Raw genomic sequence first — 16,865 nt, 5'->3', positions numbered from 1 at the left:
ATTATAAGTAAAGTTCGATATCTTTCTCTGTTACATTAAATGCTTCTCCGTTTAACATTCTGTCTATATACCGTCGCATGATATCCAAATATGTACTTTGAAGCGGGTCGAGTTCTACTTGTTTTTTGTTAGCGCTTAAAAGCTCTACAGCTTTTTTATCTTGTTGCAAAGCCATATAAAAAAATGGAGTCAACATGCCTATTTTTAACCAAGATGGCACCCATCTATTATTAGCGGTAATTTGCGAGAAAAAGTAATTCTCTCCTGGTTTAGTTGGTACTATTATAAATCGATTTGTCATTTCTAATCCTTTTTTGGAATAAAACTCCAAATCGATAATATTTCCTTTGGATAAAATACCGTAACTATGCGTTATAAACCTACCGAAAACCGATCCTATTATACCAGATTGGTGTGACTCTTCGGTATATTTTACTTGTACACCATTTTTAATTGCTCTTATTTCTGCAATGGTTTTATTTACTTTGGTAGACTTTCTAATAAGGCCATCGTGTAAAAAGGATGTGTGCATTGGATCTAAAAAATTCTCTAAAATATCGGCTGTATCTCCTTTAATGGTTGTTCGATACGAATAAATTTTACGATCGGGCAATGGTTTTGCTGCAAGCTGAAAAGGTGTACCGGGTTTAAGACATACCCATAACAATCCATTATGTTCATGCGAGCTATAAGTGGTAAGTACAGCACATTTTCCTTTATAGTGTGATTTTAATCCGGGGATTTCTGTAGTAAACCCTTTGTCATCAAAACGCCAACCGTGATATTTACAGCGTAATTCATTGTTAATTACTTTTCCGGCAGATAAGGGATAATTTCTATGCGGGCAGCTATCTTTTTGTACAACCCAGCCCGATTTCCCCTTATACACCACAATTGGACACCCCTGCAAAATCAACCTTTGAGGTGATTTTTTTAATTTACCGATAAGTGAGATCGGGTACCAATTATTCTGATTATCCATGTGTGCTTTACTAATGAGAGTTAGAGTTTGTATTTCTTAATAATAGGTACACCTATTTTATTGGATAAAACTTTTAGGGCTTGCCAACGCAGGCGTCTTTTACGTGGTAAGTGTTTCAAATATAATAAAGAATATTCAATAGATGGCTGCCCGCCACGCATACGCTTAAATCCTGATGCTCCAGAACTTAAATTAAGCAACAGTCCTGTTTCGAATTTTTCAAGAATTGCTAATTGTGCAGCATGAATGTAAAGTCCATCTTTTTGAGGCATATCGGTATCGTACCCAACTAATGGAGACGTTATGGTATTTTCTATGGTAAACACGCCCGAAAAGGCTTTTAAACTATCGTGTTCATCTATATAACCTTGAAATTTCACCAACTCTTTTTCGTGACATTCTTGAATATATTTAAGTGTAAACTGGGGATTGAATTTTGAATATTTTACCAAATATAGTTTTCGATACAATTCCAATGCCTGCGGAAGGTATTCTTTCATTTTATCATGGTCTATCAATCGAAGTCCTGATTTCCTAATTAATCTATTGTCGTGCTTGTTGTTACGATGTTTTAACCAGGCTTCTTTTGAAAGATCGAATATATACACCTGTCTACTTCCAATAGCATCATAGCTACTTGCTTTTAACACATCAATTAGTTTGCTGTGTTGGTATATATTGAGTGACCTGAAAATAATGGCATGTTCTGGATATTCCGATACTATAAATGCAGTAATCGCTTCAATTTCCCTTCCGTCCCATTCTGGAAACGGATTGGTTGAAAGCAAAAAATTATTAACATGAATGTTTTTATTGAGCGCTCCTTTTCTAAGCCATTTTGCTATAACATTTAACAGAATTAGCAATAGTTTTTTTACTATTCTGTTTTTTATTTTCCACTTTATTTCATCCTTGGAATAATTGGCATAAGCTGTGTACGGAGAACAAACAAACGAATTATCCCATTCTTCATCATTAATCGTTACCGGGAAAAATAAGTTGTCATTTACCCGCAAAACTCGATATGTCGTTTTTACATTTTCTATTAACAGCTCCGAATCGCTTTGAAACATCTTGCTGAAATCTCTAACCTTTTCGGTTAGCTCTTCTTGTTTAGCCCATCTAACTTTCATCTCCGTTCCATTCAATATCATAGGTTGTAGCTTGTAACCAGCTTACTCCTTTCGATAGTTTAATATATGCTATTTCGATTAAACTCAGCCACTGTAGCATGGCTGGAAGCGGATCGTAAAAACGAAATACGGCATCTTTGGCTTGCCTCACTTCTTTTTTTAAAAGTTTAAAAGGGTGTCCTAATAGCATAAGAGTTAAAAGCATATGGTTTCGTTTATCTAAACGAGGTTGTAGTCCGTTTTCCAAAAAACATGCCGCTAATTGATTATCTAACAAATGAGCTCCACTGATACCGCGAGGATTACATTCTATAAACCACGCCCCAACTTTGTCTATTATAACGTCAAAGCTTAATTGCCCGGTGTAATTTAAATGCTCTCCCAATTTTTGAACTTGTGCTTCTACTGTTTTGTTTTCAATGCATTTAAAAAATATTCCAGCACCTTTACCTGCCCTATAAATTGGTTCGTAACAAACTATACCTCTTATTTGTCCTTTATCCCAAATAGAATACACACAAACTTCCTTTCCATGTATCTTTTTTTGTGCAATCCATTTTTTTGGATCGGTAAGCCTATCTTTAGTAATTAAAACGCCATTAAAAATGTTCCCGGCAAATCTTGAATACTTTTGCTTGAACACATAATGATTGCTATCGTCCCAATCCTTGAATTTGTCTGCCGATATTGTTTTTGGTACAGATAGCAAATCTTTAAAAGCTTCTGTAAAAGTTTCTTTATTATGTAAAAGATTTAAACTTTGGATATCATCTGTCCAAACCTTACAAGCTAGTTTATGTTTGTATTTAGCTATATAAAAAGCTTCTTCACAACAAGGAATAAGATCGGTAATGTTATGTTCTGAAATTAATCGAGCAATAGCATCAATATACGCTTGTGTGTTAAATCGAGCTGAAGGCAATCGTTTATATTTTGCTATCGCATTTGTCCATCGTCCTATGGGCAAAACCAAAGAATCTGCTAAAATTACCCGAATACCATGTTTTTTGAAACTTCGGGCAAGTACAAGGGTCATTGGAGCTCGGGCACCTAATATAAGTATGCTTTTGTTTTTCAAATAAATTATCGTTTACAGACCTACTATTAGGTCAGGACATTCAAAGTAATATAGTGCAAAAATGCCTATTATATCCTGTGTCATTCTTATATTTTAAACTTATAAAAATTCAACGCCTTTTCAAAACGGAGAACAACTTTCGAGAAGTTATTGAATTGCCCTGATTTTATGCATTACGACAAGTGATTATTTCTCTCGAAGTAAAACTATTGAATTCTTGATATTGAATTCGGTGGGTCTGGAATTTAAACCAAAATTAGATGCAAATTTCATGGTATCGTCAGACATAAATTCTGCAATGCAAAGCATTTTATTTTCCTTAACAGGCTCATTTGTAGAGATAATTAAGTCTAGTTGAATTGGTTTTGTGTTTGGGATGACTTTGTATTTTAATTCAGCTTTTTTCTCTTTATAAACAAAATCTTTTCCTCCAAGAACTTCTCCTCCTATTCTTAATATGGCGTAACCTTCATGGTCAAAAGTGATGTATGCTACTTCCCCCCTGTCTTCTCCTTTCCATGTTCCTATAAAGGGTGCTTCACTTTTTGTGGTTACAAATGATAATGAAGATAAAGCTAGTAATAAAATAATAAAATGTCTCATGATGTTAATGTTTAAACGCTTTTAGTTAATTGTCTTTTTAAGTTAGCAAGTCAATTATCCCCACATAATTAACATATGTTAATTCATATACGCAAACTTCTTTAAAACAGATTTTATTGACTAAAAGTGACATCAAACTCATCACCTCCATCGTGTTCCGACTGCATCAATTCTACTTCTTCTTTTTTAGATAGGTTTTTAAAAGAATCTATACTAGTTTATCAACATAATAGCGACAGACCATCTTTCATGTCTAGTCATAGTAACCCAAAACGGTCCTCTACTTTTTAATTTTACTACGACACTACTTTCTCTTAACTGTTCGCAAGCTTCGTAACCAACTTTATAGTTCCAAATTTGAAAATAATCGGTTATAACGCTTTCGACATCTCCTAGCAAGTCTCCAAACCATTCTTCTTGTTCAAAAACAGGGCTAATCTTTTCAACCATGGCATTAATAGCATAATTAACAGGTATTTCTGCAAAATACTCATCGATTAAATCTCCATGTTCTAGATCTAACTCAATGCCTGGCAACTCTTTTGGACCAAGATCGGTTTTGGATAACTTTCCTTTAGTTTTACAACCATCTAACCCATAAGCCAGGGCACCTCCAATTTCACTACCTCCGTAATACCATTGAAAATCGAGAGCCTTTATTTCTTCGTTTTCCACACAATACTCCAATGCTTTTTTAATTGCATCTTGATATTCTTTTTTAATATCTTTTCTTGGTAAATCATCAAGTATTTGATCTACTTTTTTTAATAATGAATCAATCTTTTTTTCCTTTAACCAATCTCTAATGCCTTCTTCCCTTTTTATTAATCTCTTTATAAACTTGTCCATATTGTTTTCATAAAATTAAAGTCAAAAATAGGCCTAAAGCATTAACTACAATACCCCATTTTCAGTGAAAATTGTTTATTGAAGTATTGCGATTTTGAGTCATTTATGATATTTATTGATACACAACCACGTGTTTGTACCCAAGGGTTTCCTAAAAGAAGACAAGTAAAGTAATACGGCGTATTTCTGGCACAATTAGTTGTGTATGCAAACTGGTAATTAAATCACAAAAAAGCTACTATTTATGTGCAAATTTGAAATTTAGAAATCACCCTGTTACAACGAAGATTTAAAGAGGTTTAAACTATGGTAATGAGCTCAGTTATTCGAAATAGTTTAGCGAACCGCAAACATGGTATATCTCGAAATTATTAACAAAGCCATTAATACAACTAAAAGAAGTGAAATAAAAATACTGTCTTTATGTGCTATATGAGCAATTAATGCGGTAATTAAAAATAAACCGATACCGGCATAGCCCCATTCTTTTACATTATTAGGAACAGAAGGTACCAGTATAACAAAAATTGCCACCAACTTTAAAACAGCAAGTTCGATTCTGAAAAAATCGGGAAATCCTAATGCCCGAACTCCTTCGATAGTACTTTTACTAAAAAAGTATGTGTACGAACTTAGTGCTAAAAAGCAAGAAATTAATACGGTTGAAATCCAATAAATTATATGCATATTATAAAGACATTTTTACTACATGTTTCTTTTTTTAAGCAATACTAAAACATGCATAGAAAAAAGAAAACTAAACCAATAGACTATGCAACTCTACTTCCATTTCCTGTTGAAGCTCTTTTGCTTTCGCAGCGGCTGCTTGAGCAAAGTCATCTTCTTTTGATGCGTAAATAATACCACGGGAAGAGTTAATAAGTAAACCTACTTGGTTGTTCATACCATATTTACAAACATCTTGTAAATTGCCTCCTTGTGCGCCAACACCTGGAACTAATAAAAAGCTGTCAGGAATAATTTGTCTAATGTCTGCTAAAAATTCAGCTTTGGTAGCACCAACAACATACATTAAGTTCTCTGAATGCTCCCAGGTTTTAGAAGTTTCCAAAACTTGTTTGTACACTTCTTTACCATCAACTGTTTTTGTTTGAAAATCAAACGCCCCCTTATTGGAGGTTAATGCCAAGAGTATAGTATGTTTATTTTTGAACGCTAAAAAAGGTTCTACGGAATCCTTACCCATGTAAGGCGCTACGGTAACAGAATCGAAAGCTAAATCTTCAAAAAAGGCTTTGGCATACATCGTACTTGTATTACCGATATCACCTCGTTTTGCATCAGCAATAGTGAAAATATCCGGATGGTTTTCATTTAAATAATTGATGGTTTTCTCCAGAGCTTTCCAACCTTTTAAACCATAGGCTTCATAAAATGCTGTATTTGGTTTATAAGCCACACATAAATGATGTGTAGCATCTATAATTGCTTTATTGAAAGCAAAAATCGGGTCTTCTTCTTCTAAAAGATGTTGCGGTATTTTATTTAAATCAACATCTAATCCTATGCATAAAAAGGATTTCTTTTTTTTGATTTGCTGAACGAGTTGGTTTGTAGTCATGCCTCCTTAATCCTCCAAAGGAGGAAACTGTTGTGTATTACTGTTATATCTTTATTGTTCTAATGTAAAACTCTTGCTTTCAGCAGAGTGTCTTTCCCTTTGGGAAAGAGTCAGAAAGGGCTTTATATCACATCATCACTAGCCTTTAACTTCTCGGTATTTTCGGCTAACATTAATTCGTCTATTATCTTTTGAATATCCCCATTTACAATATTACTTAAATCGTAAAGTGTTAAGCCTATTCTATGATCGGTTACACGCCCTTGTGGATAGTTATAGGTCCTAATTTTTGCACTTCTATCTCCCGACGATACCATACTACCACGTTTTGCAGCATCTTCTTCCTGCTTTTTTGCTAGTTCTAGATCGTATAAACGGGAACGTAATACCTTAAAGGCTTTCTCTTTATTTTTATGCTGCGATTTCTGGTCTTGACATTGTGCCACCAAGCCGGTTGGAATGTGTGTTAAACGCACTGCCGAATAAGTGGTATTTACAGATTGCCCTCCTGGTCCTGACGAACAGAAAAAATCTATTCTTACATCTTTTGGGTCTATCTCTACATCAAACTCTTCTGCTTCTGGAAATACCATAACGGTAGCTGCACTGGTATGTACACGTCCTTGAGTTTCGGTTTGTGGCACACGCTGTACACGGTGTACACCTGCTTCAAATTTTAAGGTGCCATAAACATCTTCACCGCTAACTTCAAACTGAATTTCTTTAAAACCGCCATTGGTTCCTTCACTAAAATCTACGGTATCTACACGCCAACCTCTGCTTTCGCAGTACTTCGTGTACATTCTAAATAAATCTCCTGCAAAAATACTCGCCTCATCACCACCAGTTCCTGCACGTAGCTCTACTACAGCATTTTTAGCATCTTCTGGATCTTTTGGTATAAGTAGTACTCTTATTTCTTCTTCTAATTTAGGAATTCCTTCTTTAGATTCTTCATACTGCATTTTAGCCATTTCAACCATTTCGGCATCACTACCGTCTGCAATAATAGATTCGGCTTCTTTTAAATTATCTGTAAGTTCTATATACGAGTCTCGCTTATCCATAAGAATTCGCAAGTCCTTATATTCTCTATTAAGCTCTACATAACGCTTTTGATCTGAAATAATATCGGGTTGAATAATTAAATCGCTAACCTCGTCAAAACGCTGTTTTACTATTTGTAATTTCTCTAACATCTACCTTTTTAATTGGGAATCAAAAATACGATAATTTATGAATTTTCGGCAGGAATATATTTATCTATTAGTCATTAGGTTAGAATAATATTCAACTTTCAGCGTTTCTAATCATATATTCATGAATCAATTGTTTTCCATATTCGTTTTTTACAGACCTTTTGTTTTTTGGTCTTTTGGTTTTAATATTGTTTTTTCATTTTTAAAATACAATATCATTCCTATTCTTATCGCTAAACTTTTTTTAGTTGTTTTTATATGGACGTGGTTCTTTATGGATGTAGCTAATTCCAAGCAAAAATTAATATTTCATAAAAACCTGGGAATCTCCTCTTTTAAATTATTTGCATTATCGTTTATTATTGATTTATTTTTAAGCATTCCGTTTCTATTAATTCTTAAGGAATTTATATGATTCTGGAAATTGATAATATTGAACTTTATTTCGACAACAAAACCATTTTAAATGGGGTTTACCTAAAAGCTGAAACAGGAAAGATTACTGGTATTTTGGGAAGCAATGGCTGCGGAAAAAGCTGCTTACTAAATATTGCTTTTGGTAATTTAAGCGCTAAATATAAATTGATACGAATTAATAGCACCCCCATTTTAAAGCCTCTATATAAAACCAAATTGGCTAGCTATTTGCCTCAACACCACTTTATTCCGAACAGGATGAAAATCAAGACTGCTTTTAATCTTTTCGGGGTAGATTGGGATATGTTTATTAAAAAGTTTGAAACTTTTGCCCTTTACAAAAACTTTTATTTCAACAGGCTATCTGGTGGAGAACGTAGAATTATAGAAATCTACTTAATTCTAAAATGCCAAAGGGGCATCGTATTTTTAGATGAACCTTTTTCCCATGTCGCTCCTTTATATATTGAAAAAATAAAAGCTCTTATCGAGGAAGAAAAACAGAAAAAAGCCATCATCATTACAGATCATATGTACGAGCATATTATCTCGTCTTCGGACTCTATTTATCTTCTAAAAAATGGTTGCACAAAACTAATTGACAACTTAACAGATCTTGAAGATTACAAATACTTAAGTATGGGTACTTTAGGTTAATTAACGAATTCGACGTAACTGCAACATTATCACATTGAATATCAGAAATTTAATTCAGGTATCAAGAACACAGCCGTAACCTATTTAAATTTATAGATTTTAATGACCTTTCGACTTTAGTTTATGCTGAGCATAGCCGAAGTACTCAAGGCAACAAGTAACATTTTTTAGTGTATTTATCGTTAAAATTAGACTGTTTTTAAATCGAATTCGTTAATTATTGAATTAAAATGTCACATCGAGTGCAGTCGAGATGTCTTATTTAAAAAGTTCCCGATTACACTCGATGCGATAATTTTAGTTACGTATTTTTAATATTAACCACATTTCGAAGACCCGCAATCCTTACAAGTCAAGCAGCCTTCTTGGTATATTAATTTATCCGATTTACAGGAATCGCAGGTTTGCCCTTTAGCTTGAGTGCCATCTGCCACGTAACGCTTTAAGGCACGCCCCACACCGTTTTTCCACGTGTTAATCGATTCGCTATCTAACTGTAAACTATTAATTAAATCTACAATATTATCGATAGGCATACCGTGTCTTAGTGTACTGGAAATAAGTTTGGCATAGTTCCAATATTCAGGATTAAACTTATGAGAAAGTCCTTCTATAGTCGTTTTATAGCCTCTTTTATTTTCATACTGAAAATCGTAACGAGACGCTCCTTTATCTGTTCTACTTTTAATTATCAATCCGCTATTTACCCAACGAGGAATTAAAATACCGTCTTCATCATCTGTTAAACCTGTAAAAATCTCATAAGGCTTATCGTCTATAATACCAATAAAGGCAATCCATTTTTCTTTATTATTCTGAAAACGCACTACATCTGCTTGTAATACTTGCGGACGTTTTACCGGGAACGAGGTTAACGAGTCTTTACATTTTTCCTCTTTTTTATCGTCGTTGGAAATCAATACACCAGAACGGGAACCATCTCTATAAACCGTAACACCTTTACATCCTGCTTCCCAAGCTTTTAAGTATAAGTCTCCAACTAAATCTTCAGAAACGTCGTTAGGTAAATTAATCGTTACGCTTATGGAGTGATCTACCCACTTCTGAATAGCACCCTGCATGCTCACTTTGCTTAACCAATCTACATCATTCGAAGTTGCTTTATAATATGGTGATTGTTTTACCAAATCGTCTAGCTCTTCCTGTGAGAAATTTTTAGAACTATCTATACCATTTACTTCCATCCATTGTTTAAATCTGTGATGGAAAACTACGTATTCTTCCCATGAATCACCAACTTCATCAACAAAATCCACACGCACATCTTTATCATTAGGATTTACTTTTCTTCTACGCTTATAAACAGGTAAAAACACTGGTTCGATCCCAGATGTAGTTTGGGTCATTAAACTTGTTGTACCCGTTGGGGCTATAGTAAGCAAAGCGATGTTTCGTCTACCGTATTCCAACATTTCATAGTACAATTTGCTATCTGCTTCTTTTAAACGCTGTATAAACGGGTTGTTCTTTTCAAGCTCAGCATCAAAAATAGCAAAAGGCCCGCGTTCTTTTGCCAAATGCACAGACGCTCTATATGTTTCAATTGCAATGGTTTTATGTACTTCCAACGAAAAAGCATTCCCTTCTTCACTACCATACTGGATACCTAATGCAGCCAACATATCACCTTCTGCTGTAATTCCAATACCAGTCCTACGTCCTTCTTCTGCTTTTCGCTTTATGTTAATCCATAAAGTGCGTTCTGTAGCTTTAACTTCATCTATCTCAGGGTCTTCATCAATCTTCTGTAAAATAACATCTATTTTTTCCAGCTCTAAATCAATAATATCGTCCATGATACGTTGCGCCGCTACAATATGCTTTTTAAACAACGGGAAGTTGAACGAAGCTTCTTTAGTAAATGGCTTATCTACATAAGAAAATAAATTAATTGCCAACAATCTACAAGAATCGTAAGGACATAACGGAATCTCCCCGCATGGGTTTGTCGAAACTGTTTTATATCCTAAATCGGCATAACAATCTGGAACAGATTCATTTATAATGGTATCCCAAAACAAGATTCCGGGTTCTGCCGATTTCCAGGCATTATGTACAATTTTTTTCCATAAATCGTTAGCCTTTACTGTTTTCGATACTTTAGGGTTATCACTAAATATTGGATATTTCTGGGTATAATCTGTATCTCCTTTAACCGCTCGCATAAAATCATCGTCAATTCTAACCGATACATTAGCCCCGGTAACTTTACCCTGCTCTAATTTAGCATCGATAAAGTCTTCTGAGTCCGGATGGTTAATCGATACCGATAACATTAACGCACCGCGCCTACCATCTTGTGCGACTTCTCTGGTTGAGTTTGAGTAACGCTCCATAAAAGGAACAATACCCGTAGAGGTTAACGCTGAATTTTTAACCATGGAACCTTTTGGGCGAATATGTGACAAATCATGACCAACACCTCCCCTACGTTTCATGAGCTGTACTTGCTCTTGATCGATTTTCATGATGCCTCCGTAAGAATCTGAATTCCCGTCATTACCTATTACAAAACAGTTGGAAAGCGACGCTATTTGAAACGGATTTCCTATTCCTGCCATTGGGCTTCCTTGAGGAACGATATATTTAAAATCCTTAATTAAATTAAAAATATCGTCTGCCGATAACGGATTCGCATACTTTTTCTCTACTCTTGCCAGCTCGTTAGCAATTCGTAGATGCATGTCGTTGGGGGTTAATTCATAAATATTTCCTTGAGAGTCTTTTAGCGCATATTTATTGAGCCATACGCGAGCTGCTAAATCGTCATTTTTAAAATACTTTAATGTTGCATTAAAGGCTTGGTCTTGGGTGTAAGTTTTTGGTGAAGCTTTTGTCACATTGTGATTCATTAGTAAGTTGCGGTTTTGGATTATTAATTAGCTGTAAATATAGCTAAAAATGAGCAACCAAAAACATGACAAAAATCATAAAGTTCACAACTAAAAACAGTTAAATATCTGATTTTTAATTATTTATAATTTTATTAACAATAAAAAGTTAACAAATTTTTCAAGGATGAACGGTGCAGGTATTTTAAAAATCTACAGCAAATCCAACCCCAAAAATCTGCTTCCATTGCACCTTAGCCCCGGCTTCTTCAAGCTCTCCTTCGACCTCTGTTGGTCTGGTTGTTTTTACATCGTCGTCGTACTTTAAGTGAGATCCTAAAGTTGCACTTATAAAATTATTTACTTTGAAGTTAAAATCGATTTGCCAATCTAAGTCCACATTGCCAAAATTATTTACATAATCTGTATATAAACTTACTTTGTGTTTCATATTAACATTACTAGCTACTTCCATTTCGTAACTATTGGTCATTAGAATCCCGACCTCTTTTCTTACTCTTTCACCTGGCTCAATAATATTGCCGTCTACATCTAATACAGCTGGAGCAACCCCAAAAGAACCAGCATTAGCCAAGTCTTCGTCCAAAACAAAAGTCGCTTTTAAAGTTAGTGGCGAAAAATAAAACGACAATTCTTCAATGTCTTTCCCATATTCCATTCCTCCACCAAAGAACAAATAACCTGGTGCTAATAACCTAGAAATTGGCACTTCTTTATCTGGGTATTTATAACCGTTGGTAAGCTGTGTTCTAAAATTAAGCTTGGCAGAATAAAACCAGTTGGACGACTCATCAGGCTTATATCCTATATCTGAGTTGATTTCGAACAAATCATCGGTTTTTCTTAATTCTCTGGATTCTTGCTTATTTATCCCATAACGTACCGACACTCCATTTCTCCAAGAAAAATATTTATCTCTATAATTCGCAGAAGATGTAAACCCTAAAAGCCCCGATATAGAATTACTACCCCCAGAATTCCAGTTGGTGAATGAAACTTGACTTAAATCTACTTTAGCTTTATTTTTTTGAACCCATTCCGGTCCTATTCTTTTCTCAACTTTTTTTTTGAAAAAAAGCGAATCTGGTTGTGCGGTAATAAGTTGAAAACAAAAACATAGAAAGATGACTAGAACTCTTTTCATGGTGCTTAATTACAGTTAATTATACAAACAAAATTCCTTTATCAACAATCGTTCCATTTTTTTTGTAAAGATAGAATTTAGTAACTAAACTCCCCAAACTCAGATTTTATTGTAAGTTTTTTTGTTTTTGAAGGTTCTACCCTACCTATAATTTTAGCATTAACATTAAAAGATTTAGAAATGGCTATAATGTTTTCGGCAACTTCCGGACTTACATACAGTTCCATTCTGTGACCGCAATTAAACACCTGATACATTTCTTTCCAATCTGTTTTGGATTGCTCTTGAATAAGTTTAAACAATGGCGGAATTGGAAACATATTATCTTTTACGATATGAAACTCATCTACAAAATGTAAAATTTTGGTCTGAGCTCCTCCGCTACAGTGAACCATACCATGAATATCTTCGCTACTAAATTCTGATAATATTTTTTTAATAATCGGCGCATAAGTTCTTGTTGGAGATAACACCAATTTACCTGCATCTATAGGAGATTCTTTAACATCATCTGTCAATTTAACGCCTCCTGAATACACTAATTCTTCTGGTACCGATGCATCAAAACTTTCTGGATATTTTTCTGCCAGATATTTACTAAAAACATCGTGTCGAGCTGATGTTAAACCATTACTTCCCATACCGCCGTTATACGACTTTTCGTAAGTTGCTTGTCCAAAAGACTCTAAGCCAACTATAACATCTCCAGCTTTTATATTCGCATTGTCTATAACATCCTCTCGCTTCATTCTTGCCGTTACCGTAGAATCTACAATAATCGTTCTTACTAAATCTCCAACATCTGCAGTTTCACCTCCCGTTGAATGAATGGTTACCCCAAACGATTTTAAATCTTCGAGTAATTCTTCCGTACCATTAATGATTGCAGAAAGTACTTCGCCCGGAATTAAATTTTTATTTCTACCAATGGTTGAAGACAACATAATATTATCGGTTGCACCAACACATAATAAATCATCAATGTTCATTATTAAAGCATCTTGGGCAATACCTTTCCAAACCGAAAGATCTCCGGTTTCTTTCCAATACATATAAGCTAAAGATGATTTTGTTCCAGCTCCATCTGCATGCATAATCAAACAATAATCATTATCGTTTGTTAAATAATCTGGTACTATTTTACAAAATGCTTTTGGAAATAATCCTTTATCTATATTCTTTATAGCGTTGTGTACATCCTCCTTTGACGCGGAAACCCCGCGTTGTGCGTAGCGTTTAGAAACTTCTTGACCCATAATATTTTATTGTGGTGCAAAGTAAAGGAATATTTTAAAATTAATCACATTTAATATCTGTATGAGATGTGTTTCTTTTTAATTCCATGCTGAAAACTTGTTAAGATAAAAATCTCTTATTTTATATCCCTTTTTTTAACTGAAATGAGTTCTGAGCGGAACAGGATGAACATATTATGGATTTTACTAAAGAAGCGGCATAGAATAGCAAATCTTTAATGACATTATACACTATAAGCTACAGATGATGTTTTTAACCTTTTTCAGGTATCATATTCTCCATTCCAAGGTTCTCCAAATGCAATTGTGGAGCTTGGTTGCAATTCAATCATCTCACATTTTTCATTAGGTATCAGTCCAAATTCAATTCCGTCAATAATTGATTTAAAAGGCTTTACTTTAATATCCTTAAATTGAAGTCTACCAAGATCAACCAATAATTCATTTAATAATTTACTCGTTTTCCCTATCGATATTTCACTCGTTTTCCCTGCCAGTTTATGCTTTGTCTCAAGGTGATTTCCGTTTTTATCAAAAAGATAAACTAAAGCATATTCAAATCTATTATTTTCCCAATCTGCGCCAGGAACCCCATTAGAAAACACAAAAGTTTCGTAACCAAAAAATAGATTTCCATTTTCCGTTTCTCCTAAATAATGCGTGTGATAGTCTTCTTCTCTCATTATAGGAATTAGTTCAGGATGCCAATTATTCATTTGTAAAACTTTAATTGTTTGTAGTTATCGTGTAAATAATAATTCTCGATATTTTGTTAACGGCCAAATTTCATCATCTACCAACAATTCCAATTTATCACAATGGTAACGAATATCATCAAATATAGGTTTTACATTATTGCAATAGGCATTTGCTTTCTTTTCTATATCGTCAAGAGCATTCGCTTTTTTGCGTTCATTTATCATTTTTATAACATTCACATTAATACCCTCAATATGTCCAGAAATTTCTTCAATTAAATTGATTTGTTCTTTTGAAACGGAACTAAACTTTTTATCAAATATTTCTTTTAGACCTTTTACATTTTCAATTAAAATATTTTGATACTTCACTGCCGTTGGCACAATATGATTACGAGCAATATCTCCTAAAACGCGACTTTCAATTTGAATATGCATAATATAAGCTTCTACCTCGATCTCGTAACGTGCTTCGGTCTCAATCCTGCTCATTACTTCCATTTCTTCAAATAATGCAATAGTTTCTTTCGATACTTTTGCTTTTAAAGCCTCTGGTGTAGCCTTATTATTGCTTAAACCTCTTTTCTTTGCTTCTTCTTCCCATTCTTTTCCATACCCATTGCCTTCAAATAAAATATGTTTGGTAGATTTAATATACTCTCTTAGTACATTGAATATGGCTTCATCTTTCTTTAAATCTTTCTTATCGATTAACTTATCAACTTCAACTTTAAAATCTTTTAACTGCTTGGCTACTATCGTATTTAAAATAGTCATAGGGTTTCCACAATTTGCTGTGGAACCTACTGCCCTAAACTCAAATTTATTACCTGTGAATGCAAAAGGCGATGTTCTGTTTCTATCGGTATTATCCAATAAAACATCTGGTATTTTACCAACTACATTTAGCTTAAGTTCTGTTTTTTCCTGTGGGGACAACTTCCCTTTGGTAACCCCTTCCAACTCTTCTAAAACTTTAGTTAACTGCTCTCCTATAAATACAGACATTATGGCCGGTGGTGCCTCATTAGCCCCCAATCGATGATCGTTACTGGCAGAAGCCACCGTAGCTCTTAATAAGGCTTCGTTTTTATGAACTGCTTTAATGGTATTTATAAAAAATGTTAAGAATTGCAGGTTGCTCATAGGTGTTTTTCCGGGACTCAACAGATTGACGCCTGTATCTGTAGATAGAGACCAGTTATTGTGTTTACCGGAACCATTAATACCTTTAAATGGTTTTTCGTGAAATAATACTTTAAAATTATGACGTGATGCCACACGCCCCATAATATCCATTAAAAGCGAGTTATGATCTACAGCTAGATTCGCTTCTTCGTAAATTGGAGCAAGCTCAAACTGGTTAGGTGCTACTTCGTTATGTCTGGTTTTTACAGGAATCCCTAAAAGCATACATTCTTTTTCTAATTCTCGCATAAAGTTAAGCGCCCTGTTAGGAATGGATCCAAAGTAATGATCGTCCAACTGTTGTCCTTTTGCCGGAGAATGCCCTAACAGCGTTCTTCCGGTTAAGGATATATCCGGACGACTGGCCGCCAACATTTTATCTACCAAAAAGTATTCTTGTTCCCAACCTAATGAGGATGATACCTTCTTTACATTTTTATCAAAATATTTGCAAATGGCCGTAGCGGCATCATCTACGGCGTGCAATGCCCTTAACAAAGGGGTTTTATAATCCAATGCTTCACCTGTGTATGCCACGAAAATGGTTGGAATACACAAGGTCGTACCATATATAAAAGCCGGCGATGTAGGATCCCAGGCTGTATATCCTCTTGCTTCAAAAGTATTTCTAATGCCTCCACTAGGAAAACTGGATGCATCTGGTTCTTGTTGTACTAACTGACCTCCTCCAAATTTTTCAATCCCAATACCATCACCGATAGTTTCGAAAAAGGCATCATGCTTTTCTGCCGTAGCTCCAGTTAATGGCTGAAACCAGTGTGTATAATGCGTTACTCCTTTAGATAGTGCCCAATCTTTCATAGAGGATGCTACTTGATCTGCTATACTTCTATCGATTTTCTTTCCGTATTGTATTGCATTTGTAACCCCCTTAAAAGCATCCTTTGTTAAATACTGGCGCATGGTATTCTCATTAAATACATGTCTACCAAACAGTTCTGACCTACGCTCCTTTTCTTCTACGGTAACTGCTTTGTAATTAAGGGACTCTTTTATGGCATGAAATCTTAATGTTGACATTTTCAGATAATTAATTAAGGTTCGTAATATTTATACTTAAATACAAAAATAAGTAGCTGTAGCAATAAAAACATGAAAACATGAAAATTTATTGTTAACATTTTTTCAATTTTTATATAAAAAAATATTCTTTTTCTAAAATAAACCTTGAAATTATGGGGTATG

14 protein-coding genes are annotated in these 16,865 nt (G+C 34.4%); 1 reads left to right on the top strand and 13 read right to left on the bottom strand.

Going from position 1 to position 16,865, the window contains the following annotated elements; translation table 11 throughout:
- Window position 1: 1 nt before the first annotated feature.
- The 8 genes from C1H87_RS20610 to prfA form a co-directional block, all read right to left on the bottom strand.
- Window positions 2-982 carry a Rieske 2Fe-2S domain-containing protein gene (locus tag C1H87_RS20610; RefSeq protein WP_102757625.1) on the bottom strand — a complete coding sequence of 327 codons (981 nt, stop codon included), beginning with the start codon at window positions 980-982 and terminating at the stop codon, window positions 2-4.
- 20 nt (window positions 983-1,002) lie between these two features.
- Window positions 1,003-2,115 (bottom strand): hypothetical protein, encoded by a 1,113-nt coding sequence (locus C1H87_RS20605; RefSeq protein WP_102757624.1) that lies wholly within the window; start codon window positions 2,113-2,115, stop codon window positions 1,003-1,005.
- Window positions 2,105-3,193, bottom strand: a complete 1,089-nt coding sequence (locus C1H87_RS20600) for an ATP-grasp domain-containing protein (RefSeq protein WP_102757623.1) — start codon at window positions 3,191-3,193, stop codon at window positions 2,105-2,107. The genes C1H87_RS20605 and C1H87_RS20600 overlap by 11 nt, the downstream gene beginning before the upstream one ends.
- Before the next feature lie 186 nt (window positions 3,194-3,379).
- Entirely contained in the window at window positions 3,380-3,796 is a 417-nt protein-coding gene (locus C1H87_RS20595; protein ID WP_102757622.1) for a hypothetical protein, read from the bottom strand.
- A 213-nt stretch (window positions 3,797-4,009) separates the two neighbouring features.
- The gene (locus tag C1H87_RS23480) at window positions 4,010-4,645 is read right to left on the bottom strand and encodes an LIC13197/LIC10919/LIC10469 family protein (RefSeq protein WP_199769313.1); all 636 of its coding nucleotides are present in this window, start codon (window positions 4,643-4,645) and stop codon (window positions 4,010-4,012) included.
- Between the two features lie 336 nt (window positions 4,646-4,981).
- Window positions 4,982-5,332 carry a DoxX family protein gene (locus C1H87_RS20585; protein ID WP_102757621.1) on the bottom strand — a complete coding sequence of 117 codons (351 nt, stop codon included), beginning with the start codon at window positions 5,330-5,332 and terminating at the stop codon, window positions 4,982-4,984.
- Between the two features lie 70 nt (window positions 5,333-5,402).
- Window positions 5,403-6,227 carry an orotidine-5'-phosphate decarboxylase gene (gene pyrF / locus C1H87_RS20580; RefSeq protein WP_102757620.1) on the bottom strand — a complete coding sequence of 275 codons (825 nt, stop codon included), beginning with the start codon at window positions 6,225-6,227 and terminating at the stop codon, window positions 5,403-5,405.
- A gap of 122 nt (window positions 6,228-6,349) precedes the next feature.
- The gene (gene prfA, locus C1H87_RS20575; protein WP_102757619.1) at window positions 6,350-7,426 is read right to left on the bottom strand and encodes a peptide chain release factor 1; all 1,077 of its coding nucleotides are present in this window, start codon (window positions 7,424-7,426) and stop codon (window positions 6,350-6,352) included.
- 411 nt (window positions 7,427-7,837) lie between these two features.
- Here prfA and C1H87_RS20565 point away from each other — a divergent pair, with 411 nt between their 5' ends.
- Window positions 7,838-8,500, top strand: coding sequence for an ATP-binding cassette domain-containing protein (locus C1H87_RS20565; RefSeq protein WP_102757617.1), 663 nt, complete (start codon window positions 7,838-7,840; stop codon window positions 8,498-8,500).
- A gap of 317 nt (window positions 8,501-8,817) precedes the next feature.
- On the opposite strand, the gene C1H87_RS20560 is transcribed toward C1H87_RS20565, so the two are convergent.
- From C1H87_RS20560 to C1H87_RS20540, 5 genes are all read right to left on the bottom strand, one after another.
- Complete coding sequence (locus C1H87_RS20560; RefSeq protein ID WP_102757616.1) at window positions 8,818-11,373, bottom strand: adenosylcobalamin-dependent ribonucleoside-diphosphate reductase; 2,556 nt, start codon at window positions 11,371-11,373, stop codon at window positions 8,818-8,820.
- Between the two features lie 184 nt (window positions 11,374-11,557).
- Window positions 11,558-12,517, bottom strand: a complete 960-nt coding sequence (locus C1H87_RS20555; protein ID WP_102757615.1) for a DUF3078 domain-containing protein — start codon at window positions 12,515-12,517, stop codon at window positions 11,558-11,560.
- Window positions 12,518-12,594: 77 nt separating this feature from the next.
- Complete coding sequence (locus tag C1H87_RS20550) at window positions 12,595-13,773, bottom strand: AIR synthase related protein (protein WP_102757614.1); 1,179 nt, start codon at window positions 13,771-13,773, stop codon at window positions 12,595-12,597.
- Between the two features lie 263 nt (window positions 13,774-14,036).
- Window positions 14,037-14,489, bottom strand: a complete 453-nt coding sequence (locus C1H87_RS20545) for a hypothetical protein (RefSeq protein WP_102757613.1) — start codon at window positions 14,487-14,489, stop codon at window positions 14,037-14,039.
- A 24-nt stretch (window positions 14,490-14,513) separates the two neighbouring features.
- Entirely contained in the window at window positions 14,514-16,700 is a 2,187-nt protein-coding gene (locus tag C1H87_RS20540) for a glutamine synthetase III family protein (RefSeq protein ID WP_102757612.1), read from the bottom strand.
- Window positions 16,701-16,865: the final 165 nt, after the last annotated feature.

Origin of the sequence: Flavivirga eckloniae, from assembly GCF_002886045.1 — a bacterium.
GTDB lineage: Bacteria > Bacteroidota > Bacteroidia > Flavobacteriales > Flavobacteriaceae > Flavivirga > Flavivirga eckloniae.
This window is presented reverse-complemented; position numbering and strand designations above follow the sequence as displayed.